The following is an 18,164-nucleotide window of genomic DNA, read 5'->3' as shown; positions in this document are numbered from 1 at the left end:
CGGTTTACATACAGGCTGAACCCATATAATTCACCGAATTTATAAGTCGGATCTTCGGCGTTCCCAGGCTTCCATTTTTGTAGAGGTCAATGATCTTTTTGCCGATAGCTACTGGGTCGGCATCTGTTTTATCCGGCATTTTTATGGGGTTCAGCTTATTGCCTTTTGCATCCTGCTTCAGTACTTTAAGATAGGCCGCTTCATCGGTTACGAGCTTTTCCAATGTGGAAGCTGTTTGCGCTTTCTTTTGCTCTGTGTCTTCCAGTAAGTAGCGGCTCCGCGACACATCTTTAAAATGGGAGGATTTATTCCCTTCTAATTCAGCTACCTTCTTTTCCACTTTGGTTTTTTCCAGCAGGGAAGTGTCACCGGAAAGGATAGCGATGTATTCAGAAAAATTCATGCCGCTTTGTTCATCCATGGCACCTTCATCCAGTGTGCGGACACTTAGCTCGCTTTTCTTCATCTGGCTGATAAACGTCTGTTTGTTCTTCAGGAGGTTGAATTTATAGTTGTCCAGCGACTGCTCTACGGCATAGATGTAATTCCGGACTTTGTTGCCAAAAAACATTTTTGCCAGCCAGTTCCCCTGCCTCGCGCCGCGGCCATCCCGCTGCTCCAGTTCGGATGGTTTCCACGGGATATCCAGGTGGTGCATCGCGACAACGCGCTGTTGTACGTTAAGACCGGTACCGGCTTTTTCGGTACTGCCGATCAGTACTCGGATCAAGCCTGCGTTCATTTTTCGGAACAGTTCCGGCTTTTGCCTGTCCGTCCAGTCATGAATAAAGGTGATCTCAGCGGCGGGGATGTCAAAGTCCTTCACCAGCTTATCCTTCAGCGCGTCATAGATATTAAAGCTATCCGGCTTTGGTGTCCCGATATCGCTGAATATGATCTGCGTACCCTTGTGTTCGTTGCTTTGGCGGTATTCCATCGCCACATTGCGGGCACAGATACTGACCTTGTTTCCCGGATGGTCGCCATAGCGGCTATCGCTGACCAACCGCATATCCACCGCCATTTTTTTAGCGTAGTTGGTGGCGATCAGCATACGCCCCAGGTCTTCCGTAGCGGTAAGCGGTTGCCTGCCGATGATGGTGGCATCCCCGGTTTTGGCAAACTTCATCAGTCTCCGGGTAAAGTCCTGCTGTTCCGGTGTTGGCGGGATATTCACCAGCACTTCATCGATGACCGGTTTATCCAGGCTGATATGGACAGCCGTTTTATAATCGGTTATTTCGTTATAAAAGCGGGCCAGTTCCGGCACTTTGATAAAATAGCGGAAGCGTTCCTTTGCCCGGATCTCGTTGGTGACGCTGAACTCAAAATCGACCGTTTTACGGGCATAAACCGCAGCCCAGGCATCAAAGTTGCTGATCTGCTGCCGTTCCATTTCATGAGGCCGGAGATACTTAAAGATCAGGTACATTTCGGTGAGGCTGTTGGAGATCGGCGTACCGGAAAGAAAGGTAACACAAAGGTCTGCATTGAACTTCTCCTGCAATGTCCGGATGGCAAAAAGCATATTGAGGGCTTTCTGGCTACCGGCCATATTGCCCAGCCCGGCCACCCGGTTATGCCTCGTGGTAAAAGTGAGGTTCTTGAATTTGTGGGACTCATCGATAAACAGGTGATCCACTTCCATTTCCTGAAAATTTATACCGGTATCCTTGCGGTTATCAATCGCGTAAAGCACCGCATTGAGTTGCACGTTGAGGTTATTCTTGCGGATCTCCAGGCCTTTGAGCATGGACTTGTTGATCGCCACACCTAATGTACCCAGCGTAAGCAGGTCACGGGTCACATTGTCCAGTTCCGTTTGAAATATCTCACGTTGTATTTCGGGCGATTGCGGGATCATGCCAAACTGGTCATGCGTGAGGATAACGCAGTCCCAGTTATTATTTTTGATCTCATGGAACAGCCGCTGTCGGCGGGCGGGCAGGTAATCATTTTCACCCGGTGCCAATATTCGCGCGTTCGGATAAGCTAAACGGAACGTATCCCTGATGGCGCTGACGTTTGCTTTTAAAGCGAGGATCATCGGTTTGTGAATGATACCCAGCCGCTTCATTTCCATGGCGGCCACGATCATGGTCAATGTTTTACCCAGGCCTACTTCATGGTCAACCAGCGCGCCCCGGTTCTGGATGATGCGCCAGGCGGCATCCTTTTGTGAACTGTAGAGATTCGGTATATCCAGCCCTTTGAGGTCGAGGCCCGGAAACTTCAGGTGGCTCCCGTCGTATTCGCGCAGTACGTAGCAGTTAAAAGTGTCATTATATAATTGCTCTATCCGCTGCTTATCTTCCGGAGGGAGTTCCCGCAACCATTCCGTATAACGGTCACGGATACTTTCGATCTTCCGGTGTGCCGACTGTATGGCCTCCGTATCGGGGTAACGTTTGACCTTGCCGTCGATCTCGACCGGGTAAGTAATATGCGGTGAGGTGTTTTCCAGCGCGTGTTCCAGTAAAGTTCGGCCGGTCAGCTTGTCGCTTTGTTTCGGAACCACCGCGAATTCCTCATCGGTGGTGGTATTGCCTTTGCCGTAGGTTACTTTAAAAGTATCTATGGAGGGGAAATAGTTGATCTCCGTATCCAGCTTAAACAGGTCGGTTGCGAAACGCTCATAATAACTGACCGGGAGCCAGCGCTCACCGAGATTAAAATCCAGCAATTCAAACGGGATCTTGTCCGGCTGTACCCTGCGGATAGCCGTCAAGCTGCGCAGGAGCTGAAAATTCTCCGGCTCATCTTTTACGGCCTGCTCCGCGACCTGCAGTTTGGCAACCACATTCCCGGACAAATAATGATCGGTGGTTTCCCATACGTTACGCTCAGGGTTAAACAGGATCTGTTTCTCCAGCTGATAAATAGCATCCTCTTCGGATAAACCTGTTATTTCGGTGATCAGATCCAGGTCGACCCTTCCCAGATCATTTAAGCAACGGGCCAGGGCATCCGTCGGGTCGCTTGTTTTAAAAGCAGCCTCTTGTGGAAATACCGGGCCATGAAAGATATCCGAACGTATGAATTTGTCATTCTCCTTCAATTCCAGCGAGGCGGCCACCTTAAAGCCAAAAGCGGCATCTGCCAGGATACGGGAACGGTTAAAGGCCCTGTTCAGCTCACCATTCTTTTCGATAAAGGTGTCGTAATGCTGGTTGAGCGCTTTACGCAATTCCGGGTACTGAACCCGATGCTCTGCTTCCAGTACAGAAAGTTGCAGGTAAGTATCCCTTAATAAAATATAGGCGCGGTAAAAAGCCAGGTTATCCTGTACATCCAACGGTTTAAATTCCGCTTCGCCATTATAGGGTTCCGCGATCAGGCCTGCCCTGCCTTCAAAAAGCACTAAAGTCCCCTTTTCATAAAAGGGCTTCAGGTCGGTAAAGGCCTTGGGGCGATCCGGGGTGAGTTTAAAAGAAGCTTCCAGGCTGGTATCGCCTTCATATCGGAAATCGTAAGCGAAATATTTAAGCTTTCCGGATAGTACGTCAAGCTCATTACCCAGAGACTGCCCGGTCAGCCATTTGACAGATACCGAGATCTCCGCTACGTTACTGTATAATTTATACAGGTAACGATTGCTGGCTTTAGCCCTCGCGGTGAGCATGATGATGCTGTCGTGCGCCGGTTTAGCCGTTGTGCTTATCGTGCTGATCAGGCGGGCAGTGCTGCCGTCCACCGTGAACCGGTCATTATCATCCAGATAAGATTGCGCCTTGTTATTATTGGCCACCGGGGGAGCATCAAATAAACCTAACTGGCCGGCCGCGTTACTTTCCGTTACTTCAGGTACCGGTAAAAAGGTGAATTTACGCCCGGCTGATTGCTGCCGGCTGAAACTGATGGCCTGCCATTTGGCATGGTCGAAGTTTTCCTGGAAGCCCTGGTGAACCTGTAATTTCAGTTCCCTGGCAATATGAGCCATATCACCGTTGTGCCAGATGGTCAGATTAGCCTGCCCATAGGCATTGGTATCTTCAATGACCTCATCGCCCAATACCAGTTCGGGGTGCTTTAATAAATAAGCATTGATGTTATACTTGCCTTTGCTGCCGGTTTGCTCAACCGTATCGATCAGCTGGCTTTCCGCTTCGGTTAATGTTTGCTTAGCATCGTTTTTCTGCACAATGATCAGGTGCGTACCGACCTCCACATTAGCATTTTCCTTCATCAGGTTAGCGGGCAATACCGATACGCTGATCAGATCCGCCGAAGTAAGCAGGTATTTACGGGCTGTATCATTGGAGGGGCTGTTTAAAAAACCATCGGTAACGAGGTAAGCCAAGATTCCGCCATCTGCCAGCTTGTCCAGCCCTTTGGCAAAAAAATAATTATGGATGCGGGAGGAGATCCCGCTCGTGTTAAACGCGGGGTCATGTGCGGAAAAATTACCGAAGGGGATATTACTGATCACCAGGTCGGATTGTCCTTTTTCATTCGGGGCTGTTTCTTCCAGCCCTTTTACCTGCACCGCTATCTTGTTGCTGATGGCCTGGCTTAATACGGTTAATATCTTACCGGTGAGGATGTCCTTTTCTACCGCGTTTACCGCTTCCAGGTTTGGAAACGTCCTGACAGCTTCCGTAACAAAAACACCTGCCCCTGCACTGGTTTCATAAATCCTGCGCGGGAAAACATTATTTTCTGTCAATGCCTTATAAACAGTATCGGGGATAAATTCCGGCGTGTAAAAAGCGGTATTGACACTATTGATCAGCGACTCAAAGGCCCGTTTATAGTCCTTTTCCGAAAGCTTTTCCCGGAGCAGCTCATGGAGCTGCATCACCTGCGGCCAGAGTTTGAGGTCGGCCTGTGATATATCAAATTTCTGCCAGTCGTCTTCGCGGCCAGCCGGAAAGAGCACCGCTTTAATGCCGCCAAACCCCGCGTAATTTTTTAACACTTTTATTTCGTCCCCGGACAATTGCTGCCCGATATAATTCAGGGCGATGCTGATGGCGGAGATATTATCGGCCAGTTTTTTACTGCTGTTAAATGCCATTTCATACCTCCTCTAAATAATTCGCTATCGTTCCTATTACCTCATATTTGAGGAACCTGTCGTCCTCATCCAGCCCTTTCAGCAGGGGGGCACATACCTCTATGATATTGGTCAGCTCGTAGTGCAGTATGCCGTGATTGATAAAGCGCAGATAGGCCGCGAGGAATTCTTCCTTCAGGATCAGCCTCACGTAGTCATAGGCTATCAGGTATGTCATAAGAAATCAGTTAGGTAGGGTATCCGCATCCAGGATGTCCTGGTAAGAGATCTTCAGGGTCAGTATGCGCCCCGATAGTTGTTTTTCGCTCATTTCAGCCAGCAGTACTTTATTGCCGGGGAAACTCATCTTTTTGAATACGAAGATGTTCCGGTAGGTTTTGGTAAAAGCAGGGATATCAAACAGGATATACTCGGGGTTGAGTTCGACCGTTTGGGCGTTGGCCGCTTTGGTGACTTTTTTATCATCAATTTTAAACCGCATATCTGAAATATCATATCTCAGATTGGTCCTGTTACGATAACTGATATCGAGAAAGATATAGTTGCCCATCGTATAGATATGGTTTAACTTTCCTTCTATCCCGAACGCCTTTACCTTTTCCATGTGTTTGTCCGGCTTTCGGGCGATCAGGTTCAAAGCCATTGCCTTCAGCTGATTGTTTGAAAATCCGATGCCGGCAATATCCAGCGGGCGGGTTTCGGCGGGTGTAATGGCTATTTCTGTAGGGGTATTCCCGTTACCGGGTACCAGGCGGTATTGCGCAATAAATTTTTCACCGGCGATGGTCAGAACGGCATCGTCAAATTTTGATGATGAATCTTTTAAACGAATGCGGAATACGTTTTTCAGGGGCAGGTCGCCGATCAGTTGCTTACTGGAAATATCCACATACTGAATGGGCTCCGGTGACACAAAATGAATGGTCAGGTTTGCAGGGAGTGCCACAACAGGCAGATCTTTTTGCGCATAAACTGCGGGGGAGATCAGCATCCCCAGGTATATTAAAAGCTTTTTCATGATGATTATTGGTTTTAAGAAAATGAGTGAACGACTGCCTTAATAGGATTTCTGCGTGTTCAGCAATGCGTCGCCGTCAATCAGGTAGATGAAAGAATTGTATTTCATTTTTGCCTTGTTTTTGCGGATGAGCCCGGCAATGGCGGAAGAAGTAGATTGGAATATTTTATCAACCGAACTCATGATAAACTGGTTGCCGGTGGAGTTACCATCGATGGTCACGCCCTGAACCGCATTACTGCCGAGATCTCTGGTAAAATCCCGGAACGCTGATGCAGGGACATACAATCCGGGCATACCGTCCAGGTCGTAGATCTCCAGTTTGACAGGAAGTATTTTCCCCTCGGATAAAATGGAATTGATGGAGAGCGTTACGCGCTGTTCTGAAAATCCGCTGATCTGGGCAAAAATATAGGTGCCTTTTTTGATCAGGTTGTTACCTGCCCTGATATCTTCCAGCAGCTTTAGCCGCAACCGGGAACCGGCGTATCCTGTCACATTCTCATCTATTACGGCAGTAATGAATTTATCCTCACCAGGTGGCTTAACGGTGTTGAAGTCACCAGAAGGTTCATCTGCTTTAACAACCCTGAGCTTGAACTCGCTGGCTTTCTGCAAGGCAGCTTTATCATTGGCCAGTTTTTTAAGCTGTTCGGCTTTATAGGCGGGATCATTTTGTTTATTGATACTGTCCATGTAGGCCATTTGCTGTTTGAAAACATCCATCGGATCTTTTTCTTTCGGCTCTACCGGCGCAGGTGCAGCTCTTTGTTTCTGCTGGTGTACCAGGGCAGGCAGGGCAGCGGCTATTGCCCGGTCGTGGTTCCCGGTTGGTGGCAGGTTGTATTTTGCCTTCATCGCCCTGTCGATAGAGTCAAGGGTTTGTTTTTCTTTACTGCTGTAACGATCTTGAAACGATGCGTTGCTGGATGCCTCTTTGGGAATGACGTTAACGGCAGAATAACCGTTGGCCTCTTTGTAGGTGTTACGGTACGCATCCAGTTTACCGGCCAGGTTTTTCTTCCGCACATCTGTAGATACGTTACCAACATTTCCGTTTAAGCCGGCTTCCTGCTTTATTTCGGGCTTAGGTTTGGAGAAGCCACTATGCCAGGCATAAAAGAAAAGGCATAAAAATGGCAAAGCCAGTGCCGGCAGCACATATTTGGGCTGTTTAAAATTGATTTTCATGATGATTTATTTAAGGGTGTGACGGATCTGCTGCAGGCGGTCGAGCGCGCTGTCCAGCAGGAGTGTATCCGCATTTGATAATTGCTTTTTGGCAGTTAAACTATCGACAAGGTGCTTTAACTTGATGGTTTCCCGCATTTTTACGGTTGCCTGCATGATCTGATCAAAGCCGTCTGCTGCCGGATTTGCACGCAGTTTTGGAACAGAGGTGACCACCTTATCGGGTTGACGGAAAACCGTAAAGGAAAGCGCAAGGGAAATGAGTAGCGCGACGATCATGCCAGCAAAAAACAAACGCGGGTAGGTAGCAGCGGCTGACCGGAAGCGGGCGGCTCCTTTTACAACATAAGGCTGAAACTCTTTTTTGAGTTCACTGAACAGCGTATCCCTGGGATCGCGGTTAGAATGTATTTTTCTCCACATCTTCGAGGTCTTTGTTTTCCAGTGTTTTCCATGCGGTGATCAGGACGCCATGCGGATTATTATCGCTTCTCGGGATATCTTTAAGATAGCCTTCGGTGATCAGCGAGCGCACGACCGTCGAACTCCGGCGGTCGATCTTCAACTTACCGTAATACCTGAAGTACTTCTTTGGGATATCGAGGGCTATGGAATCTGTTTCGAGCGTGAGCACGGAACTTGAAGACAGGATAGAATTGAAAAACCCCTTTTCCTTCAGGTCATTATATTGTTGCATCCCCGTTTCATCGATCAGGTACATGGCCTTTTTCATCTGGTATTCCATATAATTATCATCCGGTGTAAGGGAAAAGAAAAGAGAATGGAAAAGGTCGACATGGGCACGGTATTCTGCGGGCCGGTTGAGTTGCATATCCGTTTGCCGGGCCAGGATGGGTACATTGTTATCCAGCAGGTAAATACTCTTCTGCGCGTTGGATACCATTCGGTAGGCATACAGGCAATTGATACCAACAATAACCAGCGATGTCAGGAGGCTGCCAACAGATACGATGGTGGCGAGCCTGATCTTGGCTTCTATATTTTTTATGATCATGTTAATGGAAATAAAAAAGCCCCTATGGTAAATAGCGGCTTAATGGAGATGAATGAATAAACAGTGCATTAAAAGAAACTGCCGGAGGCTTTTCTGGCAACACTCATTACGGTGCCGGCACTTCTTCCGAAGGTAGAAGCAGCAGAGCTGATCCCCGATGTGGAGATGATCCAGGTAGAGATACTTGGAACGGTAAACATACAGATGGCTCCGATAATAAATACGATGATGACCGTACCGAAAGAAAGAATACCGTTACCGGCGAACACCGCCATTTTGCCAAGATCCGCACTTAAACCGTCCCGTCCGACTAATTCCTGGTACTTGCTGATCTCAGAGGTGAGTGCATATTCCTGCATCAGGCCCGTGAGGTACATAATTAAGTAGGCGATCCCTGAATACAGGTTCACCGACACAAAGCGTGCGATCCAGGTGCTGAAACTATCCCGGAAAGCGGGAAGGATACTTACCGCTACGGCAAAGGGGCCGAGAATGATCAGGATACTCGAATAAATGATTTGCAGCATGAATATGATATAAACGGCAAGTCGCAGAATCCATATCCCCATCAACTCCAGCAGCTGGGTAAGCAGCAACTGCAACCCTACCGTCAAACGGTTTTTGAGCTCCAGTAAAGGGGAGACTACGGTACTTATTCCCTGTTTAACCGTGCTGCTGACGGCATCCCAGGCCTGCCCGTACCAGGTGTCACTTTCTTTTTCGGCAACTTCTGTCTGTGCCTGGAACGTGTACAGAGAGTTAGCTACCGCAAGCACCAGTTCAGACCTTTTCAGCCGCAGATCATTAACGATATTTTGTTCGCTGTTAAACATCTCTTCTGTCCGGACCGTAACGAGGTCTGTCGGAAAGGCAATGACCTTTACAAAAATCCCCCACCATAAAATAACCATCGCCAGACCGAAAGGACGAAGCAGGGGCATGATCTCCATCTTTTTATCGCCTACCATCATCTCGTAAGATTTGATCGCGAAAAAGATGATCATAAATATGGCGGACAGCGCTTTGGCATCGGTAATGAAAAGATCGAAATGCGACCAGATAGATAATTTCAAACCTTTTAAGAAAGTCATTACACCTGTTTCATAAACACCGTCGCCCTGCAAAAACTGAAGTGTTTTGCCGTTATCCGGATTAGTGGCAGTTTGCGCAAATACTGCTGTCACGCCCAGCGACAACAGTACTATTAAAGTGATCGTTTTTTTCATTGTACGTGCTGTAAAACTTTGTTTGCGATTTCAATATCGGAATGCGGTGTCCACTCGGTAACGATACCCTGCCCATTTTTCAAAGCCTGTTGCCGGGTAGTCATATCCAGGGTAGTTTGCGCCGAGGAAGTTCGAATGGCCCATATGCCTGCCAGCTTCCGGTACTCCATTAATAAGCGGTGGTAAGCCAGTATCCGCGATCCCCTGTCCATATCAGCCGAACGCGCCCCCTGCACCCGTTCTTTCAGCCGGTCAAGCTCATTTTTATACCAGGCGTACAATCCTTCATTAACCAGTTTTACACTCACCTGTGGTGATAGCCCTGCGAGGATAGAAAGCATAGAGTTATTGAGTACCGGCTTTAGTTCGTTACTATAGTACAAGAGCCATAATGGGTCTGTTCCGGAAATTAACCCGGATTGTGCGGCAATTTGGGAGAGTGCCGTATTTCTGACGGTATCCGACTGGAGTTTATAATTATTGTCGGTCGTGTTCATGGCACCCACCAATGCCAACCGCTGGGTTTGGGGGCCGTTGGCACTCAGGGGCCGGAGGTCGGTTTTATGGTAATTGGGATAAAACCATCCCCATGTCAGCCAGTAATAGGGGTTTAGGCCGAGAAAGCCGGAGGTTGGCTTAAACTTATTTTGATCCCATTGCTGGAAGACCATGCGCTGCTGCTGGTAACGAAGCGCCTCATCGTTGATTACGCTTTGCGCAAAAGAGGTGGTTGCTGTAAGGCAGCAAACCAGTAAGGTCAGATGTTTTATTTTCATTGTCGGAGATATTTAGCGTTTTGAATAATTTGAGAAACAACTATTTTGTCCCGGTTGATAAAACCAGAAAAAGGATTGAGGGAAGCGATGACCCCACGCTCTTTTGCCCAGTACATCGCTTTCCACGCGCCGTAGGCCAACCCGTCAAGGATCTGAAGTTCCTGCATGACTTTGTGCAGCAGTTGGTCGCGGGCATTATAGTCAGCCAGTACATTATTGCCCTCTTTAAGCACAAAACCGGATACATCAGTAACCAGCGCGAGTGCCCTAACCCGCATTTCGGCAGCGATATTGTTCGCAAATAGTAAAAGATATGGTTCGTTTTTGGCCATTGCCAATGCCTGGCTGATATAGCTGGTCATATCGGCCACCACTACGGCCATGTATTTCACTTCCATTCCATCTTTCAATGCGGAGTTTACATTTGATAGCCCCTGGTAGATCATTGTTTGCGCCAGTACTACCGAGCCCGCGTTAATATTCAGGTCGTTGAGATTATTATTGATCTTCGTGAGATACTGTTCATGCGCGGTTTCCGCACCGCTGCGGGCGGCACCGTTTACGATAGCGGAAGCCAGATGCTGTGGGTCAATCACATATTGCTGGGCGGCGGCGAACTTCGCAGCAAACAGCAGCAGGATAATCAGTTTTTTCATTTTAGATATTTAGCGTTTTGAATAACATCCCTGGCAAGGGATTGATCGGCATCTATAAAATTCTGAAAGGGGTTAGCGGCTTTCAATAAAGCAGAAAGGCTGGAGTATTGCATCATGTTCAGCATATTACCCGACTGGTCCTGCAGGTTACTCAGTTCAGTAATCACATAGTCAAAAAGCATTTTCCGGTCAGATGCCTTCATCTGGTTGATATCGCCGATGGTCAGTGTCAACCCGGTAACATAGCTTAACAGGCTTTTCGCTTTTTCCGCAAAATGAAGTTCTGCCTGGTAGCCGATAGCTAATAACGCCGGGTTCTGCTGTACCAGCCGGATGACTTGTGCCTGGTTGCTGATGATACGGGATACCATCGGCGATGCGGTAAAGCCGATGTCCGCCAGGTTAATTGCTGTTCCCAGGGTATTGTACCGCTGCTGTATCTGCCGGTAGGTCACTTTTAGTTTAGCCAACAGCGTCAAATTGGACTGCTCATTGGCGGAGGCGAGTGCCTGCTGGTTCCGGGCTTTCACCTGTAGTTTGTTTTCAGAGATGGATTCATCCACCAGCTGGTGGATGCCGATAATATCAATCGTTTTTTGCTGTGCGGAAACACCGGCCGCAGCAAGGCAACATCCTATTAAAATTAAGCTCTTTTTCATGGTTTAAGGTATTTGGCGTTCGTTAACACATCATTGGCAATACGGACATCCTGGTTCTGCCATTCCGCCCAAGGATTCAGCGAATGAAATATGCCGTTCATTTTCGCCCAGTACATGGCCCTGCCCATGCCGTAAGCAATACCGCGGAGAATGCGCATTTCATCTGCGATATGATTGAGTAATTTCCCTCTTTCCCCACTGTCCATCAGGTTGCCGTTTCCGCCTTTGGTAATGAAGGCACCCACATCGGCAGCGAGTGCTATGGCCCTGGTTTGAAAATCGTGCGCGCCCTGTTCCGCGAAAAGCAGCAGCAATGGATTAGATCTGGCAATGGTTACCGCAGAGCCCACGTCTTTGATAATATCTGAACCGCAATCTGCGATCTCCTTGATCGTTGTCAGGTTATTGATGACCGAAGCAACCTGGCTAAGCCCCTGGTAAATTTTGTTCTGGAGGTTATTGACAATGACCAGCTGCCCGCTGACGGCAAGCTGCCCTTTTTGAATGAGGTCGAGTTTATTATTAGTGGTATTCAGCTGCCCGTTGATTACCCCGGCATTTACAGCAATAGCCGCGGAGGTGCCACCGTCGAAGACGAGTTCCTGTGATAACCCTGCGCTGGCCACGAAGCAGAACAAAAGGATAAATAGTGATTTCATAAGTGTTAATGTTGATTGACTTTACTGATAAATTGAGAAAGTGAAAGTTTGCTGCTGATAAAATCGGCAACAAAAGCATCGAGGCCTTCAGGATAAGAGCCGTATTTCCCGGTATACGATTCTATCGCGGACTTTTCAGGCTTTTCAGTAGTGTAGGCAAGGTATTGCTGTAAGGCTACCTCTACACCATAGACCTCGCCCACAGCACCACGCCGGATATAAACTTCTTTAAAGCGGCCCCTGCCTTCGGTGTTATCCAGTTGGTTAATGGTGAAAATTTTACGCCTTTCTGTTTCGCTGATTGAAAGCAAGGCGGCAATTTCATTGTAGTTATCCTTGAATTTGGTCTGGTCAAGGAGGCAGATGGTATCGGAATTATTGATGATACTGTCTTTTACTACGGCATTACCGATGATGTCGCCGAGCTCCTGGGTAACTACGATGGCCTCGCCCCAAAACTTGCGGACTGTCTTATACAAATAGAGCAGGTATCCTGCCATGAGCGGACTGGCGATGGCCTTCCAGGCTTCTTCTACAACCAGTGTTTTGCGGCGGTCGGAACGGTAGCGCATCTTTTGAATGAAAACATCCATGATGATCAGGGTCACGATGGGAAAGAGGATTTTATGCTCCTTGATCGAATCGATTTCAAACACAATGAAACGTTCGGTAAATAAAGATTTGTCGGCCTCCTTATTCAGGATAGGTGCGAATTCGCCACCTTTATAAAACTTCTTCAGCACATATCGGAACTCATCAAAATCAAACATGATCTTTTCCTCTCTTTTGATCTCGGGTATTTTAACCAGCGCGAATTCATAGAAAGTGTCAAATTTTAATTCGCCTTTATCCGCGAAGAACCTGCTGTAATAAGCAGAGATGACATTGGCTACCACATCCCGTTCGACAGGGCTGAAAGTACCTTCTGCCCCTTTCCAGGCAACGCCGATGAGGGTACACAGAAAGTCCTTTTTTTCGATATTATATTCCTCTTCACTGATCCGGAAAGGATTCATGGTGATGGGGGATTTATCGGTATACGTAATATATTTTCCCTTGTAATAGGCACATAGTCCCGAGTAAGAATGGCCTGTATCGACAATGACCATATCCATGTTATAAAGCATATACTGCTCAATCAGCGCATTCATAAAAAAGCTTTTACCGGAACCGCTTGGCCCGAGTACGAACTTGTTGCGGTTATTGATACGTCCGGTACGCATCGGCAGATCGGCGGGATCCATCCCGATGGGGATGCCCTGGCGGTCGGTAAACCTGATCAGAAAATCGGAAGGCTCATCAACGGGCAGGGATTCTTTAAAAAAGAAACAGGCAGCAGCATCACAAGTGGTCAGGAACCAATCGTAAGGTTTAAGTTCCACCGCATTTCCCGGTAAGGCGCTCCTAAAAAGTTCCAGCTGGTTATAGGCATTCTTACTTGGGATGATCCCCAATTGAAAAAGAGAGCTTTCAATAAAGTTCGCCGCTTTTTCCAAGCTGTTTTCCGGAGCAGCCACCAGGATATTAAAGTGACAATTGACCAGTAATTGATTTTCCCTGGCAACATCGACCAGCAGCTGATCGATATCTTCCACACAGATCTGGTTAGCAGGGTCAGGAATACCGGAATGCCTTTTTTTCTTCTGCTCCAGTTTGCGCAAAGTCATGGCCTGGTTGGGAATTTCAATGACCTGGTTAAAGATGATCACATCGCAGCCGGGAACCCTGAACAGGAAGGAAAGAAAATCCACCGGAAACCCTCGTGTGGTCTCCTTTTCATTCATTTCAATATGTGTCCCTACTTCCGGCGGCAGATCGATGCTGTCTATATTGACCAGGCTGATGCTGCGAACAGATTTATTACCTGTTTTAATTTCGGTGTCAGACGGGGAAAGGTTGTTCAGGCTAATATACCTGCTTTTAAAATCCATGCTGAGCATTTGCAATATCAGGAGGTTGATGCTGCTTTCGTCGAGCACATTAGGACCAGGAAGAATATCAATCACTTTGCTGATGAGCTGCCGGAAATCACGCAATGCTTTGGCATCATACACATAGAAAGCCCCCTTTTTTACCTGCCGGGTAATGGTGAGATAGGTATCTGTTTTCAGGCATTCCCTGCCTTCAAAGTGCGCATTGTATTTTTGCTGCAAATATTCACCGGAGAGTTTCCCTTGCCATTTGGAACGACTGATAATGTCATGCTTCTGCAGGATGTGTCCATCTCCTAATACTTTAACGACGTTGATGAGCGAACTGTGAAATTCATCAAACCCGGCGGGGTAGGCGGCATAGCGTATGACCGGGTTGATCACCCTGATAATGACGGAACATTCGCCGTTCATACCGATGAGGAGGTCATACGCACCGCTCTTATCCACGCCGGCATACGGGATATTAAATAGTGTTTTTGCGGCCATAATGATTAAGGATAAAGATTTGAGAATCGCGGCTTTTGGTATGCAGTCCGCCTTTTTGTTTGGCTGCGGTAAAGAGCAGGCCGCCGACGATACAGCCAATGAGCACCATCGCGCCCAGCCACATATTGACCAGCGACATGGTTAAAGCGCCGAAAACAAGGCCGGAAAGCAGGAAGCCCAGCCCCCAGTAAATAAACTTTCCTTTAAAGCCTTTGAAAATAAGGGGCTTCTGCAGCCCCTTATAAACAGCGAATTTCCTGGCCATATTACAAGCCGAAGAAGGCTTTGATCACCAGTGCGGATACCACGAGGAATACGCAGGAACCGCCCCAGCCCATCAATTCCTTGTTGATGTCCTGATCTCCGCTGTTCCATTTGGAATAGACTCGGATCGCGCCTACAATACCTACTATGCCACCGATCACCAGGGTGATGTTGGTTACCGGTGCTACATAGGTTTTCAATGTGGAGGTTGCCGTGTTCAGGCCATTGACGCCGCTTTGCGCGAATGCCGGAACAGAAAGGGCCAGCAGGATCGCTGACGCCCATAGTTGTTTTGTTTTGTTAAACATTAATTGGGAAATGAGAATACTGACGGAGATCTTTTAAAGCCGCCGGAGAAGCGGCCGTGTATGCAAAACAGGCGTTCAGATCACGAACAACGCCTTAATAAATACGCTCAGCGGATAACCCGGCCGCATGAAATGCGACAAGAGTTGAGTAAGATTAAAGGGATAATAGTAAGAAAGAGATCTTTTAGAAACTACCGGGAGGCAGTTTGTTAAATTGAAAAGGCGTTCAGATCCCGAACAACGCCCTGAGGAATGCACCTGCAAGTACCATAAATATAGCCGCGTAAAACCATGCCGCGACTTCTGTTGTAAATTCCTTTTTTCCCATCTGCAGGTTATGATAAATTCTTCCGGCACCGATAATTCCAAGAATACCGGCAATAACCAGAGAAAAATCAAACGCGGAAAAAAAGTCGGAAGAAAGCTGCTGCTGTGCCTGCTGCATTTCAGAAATGCCAGGCTGCGCGCTTGCGCCCAATGTCAGCAGGCAGCAGCAAACAGTCAATAGCTTTTTCATCGTTCAGAAACTTACGGGACGGGTAAACTCTATGGCTTCTTCCCGCGCCAGGTTAAATAACTGTTTAAGGCTCACCCCGCCGGAGGAAATTACAGATGATCCGTAAATTTCAGCCGTAGCTTCCGGCGCGGCCCTCACCGGTTCAATATGTTCAGTGAAGGAGAGTTCATGCGATCCTTCGGTGGCGGGAGGCCTGCCGCCCCGAAAGAAATCCCAAAAAATAAGAGCGGCATAATACGTAAAGTAAATGCCGCTCAGCCATAAGGTGAATTTGATCCAGCTCATAATTCTGTGTTTTGTATAAATTGTTTAATGGTTAATTTAAGTTCAGGGCAGGTGTCAAAAAGATGCTGAACGGCAAATGATACCAGTTTGGTAACATCAACATTCGTGGCCATTTTAAACTGGTTCATCGTGCGCACCGTTTTTTCGTCAAAGCGTACATGAACCATGCTTTTATTACCCGTGTTGTCGTAATTAAGAATGGCAGCTAAAATCGCCGATTCGATCTCCTTGTGTTTTGCCTTTTTGCCAGGTCTGTCCTTATCGGATTTTTCTTTTTTACCGGTTGGTTTCACCAGTTGCTCCCGAATCTGATCGGCCAGTGATTTCATGTTTTCCATATAAATGATCAGCATAGATTTGTTCAAAAACGGGGATAATTACAGGGGATAAATTAAGCGGTGTCAGGAAAGTATTCACCCGTTGAAAATCTACCCTGTCGGGCAGTACTGCGGTGATCTTTCCGAACTTAGAAAGCTGTTCATTAACTTCCAGCATAATTTCATAGCGTGCATTTGCTTTTACACGGTTCGGCACAAAAACCATCGGCATTTTCGGGTTGATCTTTCGTAGGACGACGGTAAACAACACCGTGGATTCAAAGCTAAACTCATCATAAGCAAATGGACATATGACGAGGTCCGCCGATGTAAACACAGGTATCAGGCCGTCATCATCCAATTTACCGGGGAGGTCTATCAGGATGATATCTTTCGCGTTTCTGTCCAGCAGGTTGCGGAGTGCCGGGTAACTTTCCAGGTTAGCCGGGATCACTTCATACGGCTCTTCATTCTCCAGTATTTTTGCTTTGTCAAATTTTTGAATGATGGATTGCTGGTAATCCATGTCGATTACGGTAACGGGGCAGCTTTTTGCCTGGGTCAGGTAATTAGCCAGCAACAAAGTGAGCGTGCTTTTCCCGGCACCGCCTTTTTGGTTTCCTATAATTATGATCATAAAATTGAATTGGTTGCTTAACGGGTATTTGTTCGTGCCTTCTTCTGGCGTCTGCGTCTCATGCCATGAATCTGCTGGTCATCCACATCATCTGCTATAGCTATGGACCTGATCTGAACCGATGGGGTATATTCATCGGATGTGTTTTCAACAGCAATTTCCACCGGGTCAGTTTCAAAAGAGCTGATCAGCTCCTTTAACGCCATTACTTCACTGCCTTTGAATACCTGCTTTTCGTAGTGGTCAATGATCGAATAGCCATAGGGCTGCTTGCCCGGAGCCTGATGAAAAATCAGGTCGATACCGTATTTCTCTTTCATGAGATCGCGAAAACCGGGCTGGTTTTTATATTGCCGGAACAATTGCGATAACGCGGCAGTTCGTTTTTTGTCCGGAACATAACGGCTGATCTTTTCCTGTATTTTTGCTTCATCAGGATCGGTACCCGGATAGCCTTTGCTTTCCAGCACCATCATGAACTGCGCCCTGGTACTGAAGCGATATTCCATGGCAAAATCGTAGCCGAGCACTTTATTGATGCTTTTCTGTGCCCTCAGGTACTCGTAAGCGCTATTGATCTTATTACCCATGCGGTCTACCCTTGCAGATACCATGTGTACGTGGTTATTGGCGGTATCCTTGTGAAATACGACCAGATAAGGCTGATCGCCATAGCCCATTTCTTTCAGCCAGGCTTCAGCGATGGCGGTTAAGGTGATCTTATCATATGATTTTCCTTTTGCCGATATGACCGCATGAAACTGCGGCAGTCTGACATTTTTATTGAGCGCGGCGAGTACGCCGAGATAATTGATGTAGTCCTGGGGTTTCAGATGCCCGAATGTTTGCAGCGGCCCGAAATTGGCCACTTTCATCAATTCCCCTTTGTTACGGTCAATCTTGCCGGTGTTATACTTAACCCCGCTGAATGCTTTTTGGGCTTTAAATATTTTGACGAGCATAATATCTGTGTATCACTGTATCCTTATTACGGTGCAGCGCTGTAGCTATGAAGCATGCTAACTGCGTAACGATATACCGCCGGACCGCTATGCCGGTGTAACCCTGTATCCCGATAGCCTTATAACCGGCTAACCATATAGTTGTATAGCGGTATATCCTGATCTCCGTATATCTTTATACCGATGCAATTATGTAACCGTATCACGATATAACTTGATAGCTCTATAATCGGGTAT

Annotated in this window: 19 protein-coding genes; all 19 read right to left on the bottom strand. The window is 47.4% G+C overall.

The window, feature by feature from the left end; translation table 11 throughout:
• Window positions 1-4: 4 nt before the first annotated feature.
• The 19 genes from Q3W13_RS16020 to Q3W13_RS15930 all read right to left on the bottom strand — a co-directional run bounded on the left by Q3W13_RS16020 (window position 5) and on the right by Q3W13_RS15930 (window position 17,927).
• The gene (locus tag Q3W13_RS16020; RefSeq protein WP_302865418.1) at window positions 5-5,017 is read right to left on the bottom strand and encodes a helicase-related protein; all 5,013 of its coding nucleotides are present in this window, start codon (window positions 5,015-5,017) and stop codon (window positions 5-7) included.
• Between the two features lies 1 nt (window position 5,018).
• Complete coding sequence (locus tag Q3W13_RS16015) at window positions 5,019-5,234, bottom strand: hypothetical protein (RefSeq protein ID WP_302865416.1); 216 nt, start codon at window positions 5,232-5,234, stop codon at window positions 5,019-5,021.
• Between the two features lie 6 nt (window positions 5,235-5,240).
• Window positions 5,241-6,035, bottom strand: a complete 795-nt coding sequence (locus Q3W13_RS16010) for a DUF4138 domain-containing protein (protein WP_302865415.1) — start codon at window positions 6,033-6,035, stop codon at window positions 5,241-5,243.
• A 39-nt stretch (window positions 6,036-6,074) separates the two neighbouring features.
• Complete coding sequence (gene traM / locus Q3W13_RS16005; RefSeq protein ID WP_302865413.1) at window positions 6,075-7,226, bottom strand: conjugative transposon protein TraM; 1,152 nt, start codon at window positions 7,224-7,226, stop codon at window positions 6,075-6,077.
• Window positions 7,227-7,232: 6 nt separating this feature from the next.
• The gene (locus tag Q3W13_RS16000; RefSeq protein WP_302865412.1) at window positions 7,233-7,649 is read right to left on the bottom strand and encodes a hypothetical protein; all 417 of its coding nucleotides are present in this window, start codon (window positions 7,647-7,649) and stop codon (window positions 7,233-7,235) included.
• Window positions 7,627-8,241: a conjugative transposon protein TraK gene (traK, locus tag Q3W13_RS15995; protein ID WP_134336396.1), complete on the bottom strand. Its 615-nt coding sequence runs from the start codon at window positions 8,239-8,241 to the stop codon at window positions 7,627-7,629. The genes Q3W13_RS16000 and traK overlap by 23 nt, the downstream gene beginning before the upstream one ends.
• A gap of 68 nt (window positions 8,242-8,309) precedes the next feature.
• On the bottom strand, window positions 8,310-9,467 hold the full coding sequence (locus Q3W13_RS15990; protein ID WP_302865409.1) for a plasmid transfer protein: 1,158 nt from the start codon (window positions 9,465-9,467) through the stop codon (window positions 8,310-8,312).
• On the bottom strand, window positions 9,464-10,243 hold the full coding sequence (locus tag Q3W13_RS15985; RefSeq protein ID WP_302865408.1) for a hypothetical protein: 780 nt from the start codon (window positions 10,241-10,243) through the stop codon (window positions 9,464-9,466). The genes Q3W13_RS15990 and Q3W13_RS15985 overlap by 4 nt, the downstream gene beginning before the upstream one ends.
• Complete coding sequence (locus tag Q3W13_RS15980; protein WP_302865407.1) at window positions 10,240-10,899, bottom strand: hypothetical protein; 660 nt, start codon at window positions 10,897-10,899, stop codon at window positions 10,240-10,242. The genes Q3W13_RS15985 and Q3W13_RS15980 overlap by 4 nt, the downstream gene beginning before the upstream one ends.
• Window positions 10,896-11,558, bottom strand: a complete 663-nt coding sequence (locus Q3W13_RS15975) for a hypothetical protein (RefSeq protein ID WP_302865406.1) — start codon at window positions 11,556-11,558, stop codon at window positions 10,896-10,898. The genes Q3W13_RS15980 and Q3W13_RS15975 overlap by 4 nt, the downstream gene beginning before the upstream one ends.
• Window positions 11,555-12,217, bottom strand: a complete 663-nt coding sequence (locus Q3W13_RS15970; RefSeq protein ID WP_302865404.1) for a hypothetical protein — start codon at window positions 12,215-12,217, stop codon at window positions 11,555-11,557. The genes Q3W13_RS15975 and Q3W13_RS15970 overlap by 4 nt, the downstream gene beginning before the upstream one ends.
• A 5-nt stretch (window positions 12,218-12,222) precedes the next feature.
• Window positions 12,223-14,637 (bottom strand): TraG family conjugative transposon ATPase, encoded by a 2,415-nt coding sequence (locus tag Q3W13_RS15965; protein WP_302865403.1) that lies wholly within the window; start codon window positions 14,635-14,637, stop codon window positions 12,223-12,225.
• Entirely contained in the window at window positions 14,615-14,902 is a 288-nt protein-coding gene (locus Q3W13_RS15960; RefSeq protein WP_134336403.1) for a plasmid transfer protein, read from the bottom strand. The genes Q3W13_RS15965 and Q3W13_RS15960 overlap by 23 nt, the downstream gene beginning before the upstream one ends.
• Window position 14,903: 1 nt before the next feature.
• Window positions 14,904-15,209 carry a DUF4134 domain-containing protein gene (locus Q3W13_RS15955; protein WP_134336404.1) on the bottom strand — a complete coding sequence of 102 codons (306 nt, stop codon included), beginning with the start codon at window positions 15,207-15,209 and terminating at the stop codon, window positions 14,904-14,906.
• Between the two features lie 226 nt (window positions 15,210-15,435).
• Entirely contained in the window at window positions 15,436-15,726 is a 291-nt protein-coding gene (locus Q3W13_RS15950; RefSeq protein ID WP_134336405.1) for a DUF4134 family protein, read from the bottom strand.
• Between the two features lie 3 nt (window positions 15,727-15,729).
• On the bottom strand, window positions 15,730-16,011 hold the full coding sequence (locus Q3W13_RS15945; RefSeq protein ID WP_302865398.1) for a hypothetical protein: 282 nt from the start codon (window positions 16,009-16,011) through the stop codon (window positions 15,730-15,732).
• Window positions 16,008-16,340, bottom strand: coding sequence for a hypothetical protein (locus Q3W13_RS15940; protein ID WP_134336407.1), 333 nt, complete (start codon window positions 16,338-16,340; stop codon window positions 16,008-16,010). The genes Q3W13_RS15945 and Q3W13_RS15940 overlap by 4 nt, the downstream gene beginning before the upstream one ends.
• On the bottom strand, window positions 16,288-16,965 hold the full coding sequence (locus Q3W13_RS15935) for a ParA family protein (protein ID WP_302865396.1): 678 nt from the start codon (window positions 16,963-16,965) through the stop codon (window positions 16,288-16,290). The genes Q3W13_RS15940 and Q3W13_RS15935 overlap by 53 nt, the downstream gene beginning before the upstream one ends.
• A gap of 17 nt (window positions 16,966-16,982) precedes the next feature.
• Window positions 16,983-17,927: a relaxase/mobilization nuclease domain-containing protein gene (locus Q3W13_RS15930; protein WP_302865395.1), complete on the bottom strand. Its 945-nt coding sequence runs from the start codon at window positions 17,925-17,927 to the stop codon at window positions 16,983-16,985.
• Window positions 17,928-18,164: the final 237 nt, after the last annotated feature.

It is taken from the genome of Mucilaginibacter sp. L3T2-6, from assembly GCF_030519355.1.
In the GTDB taxonomy this organism is placed as follows: Bacteria; Bacteroidota; Bacteroidia; order Sphingobacteriales; family Sphingobacteriaceae; genus Mucilaginibacter.
Note: the sequence above shows the minus strand (reverse complement) of the source record. Positions and strands in the feature narration are given on the sequence as shown.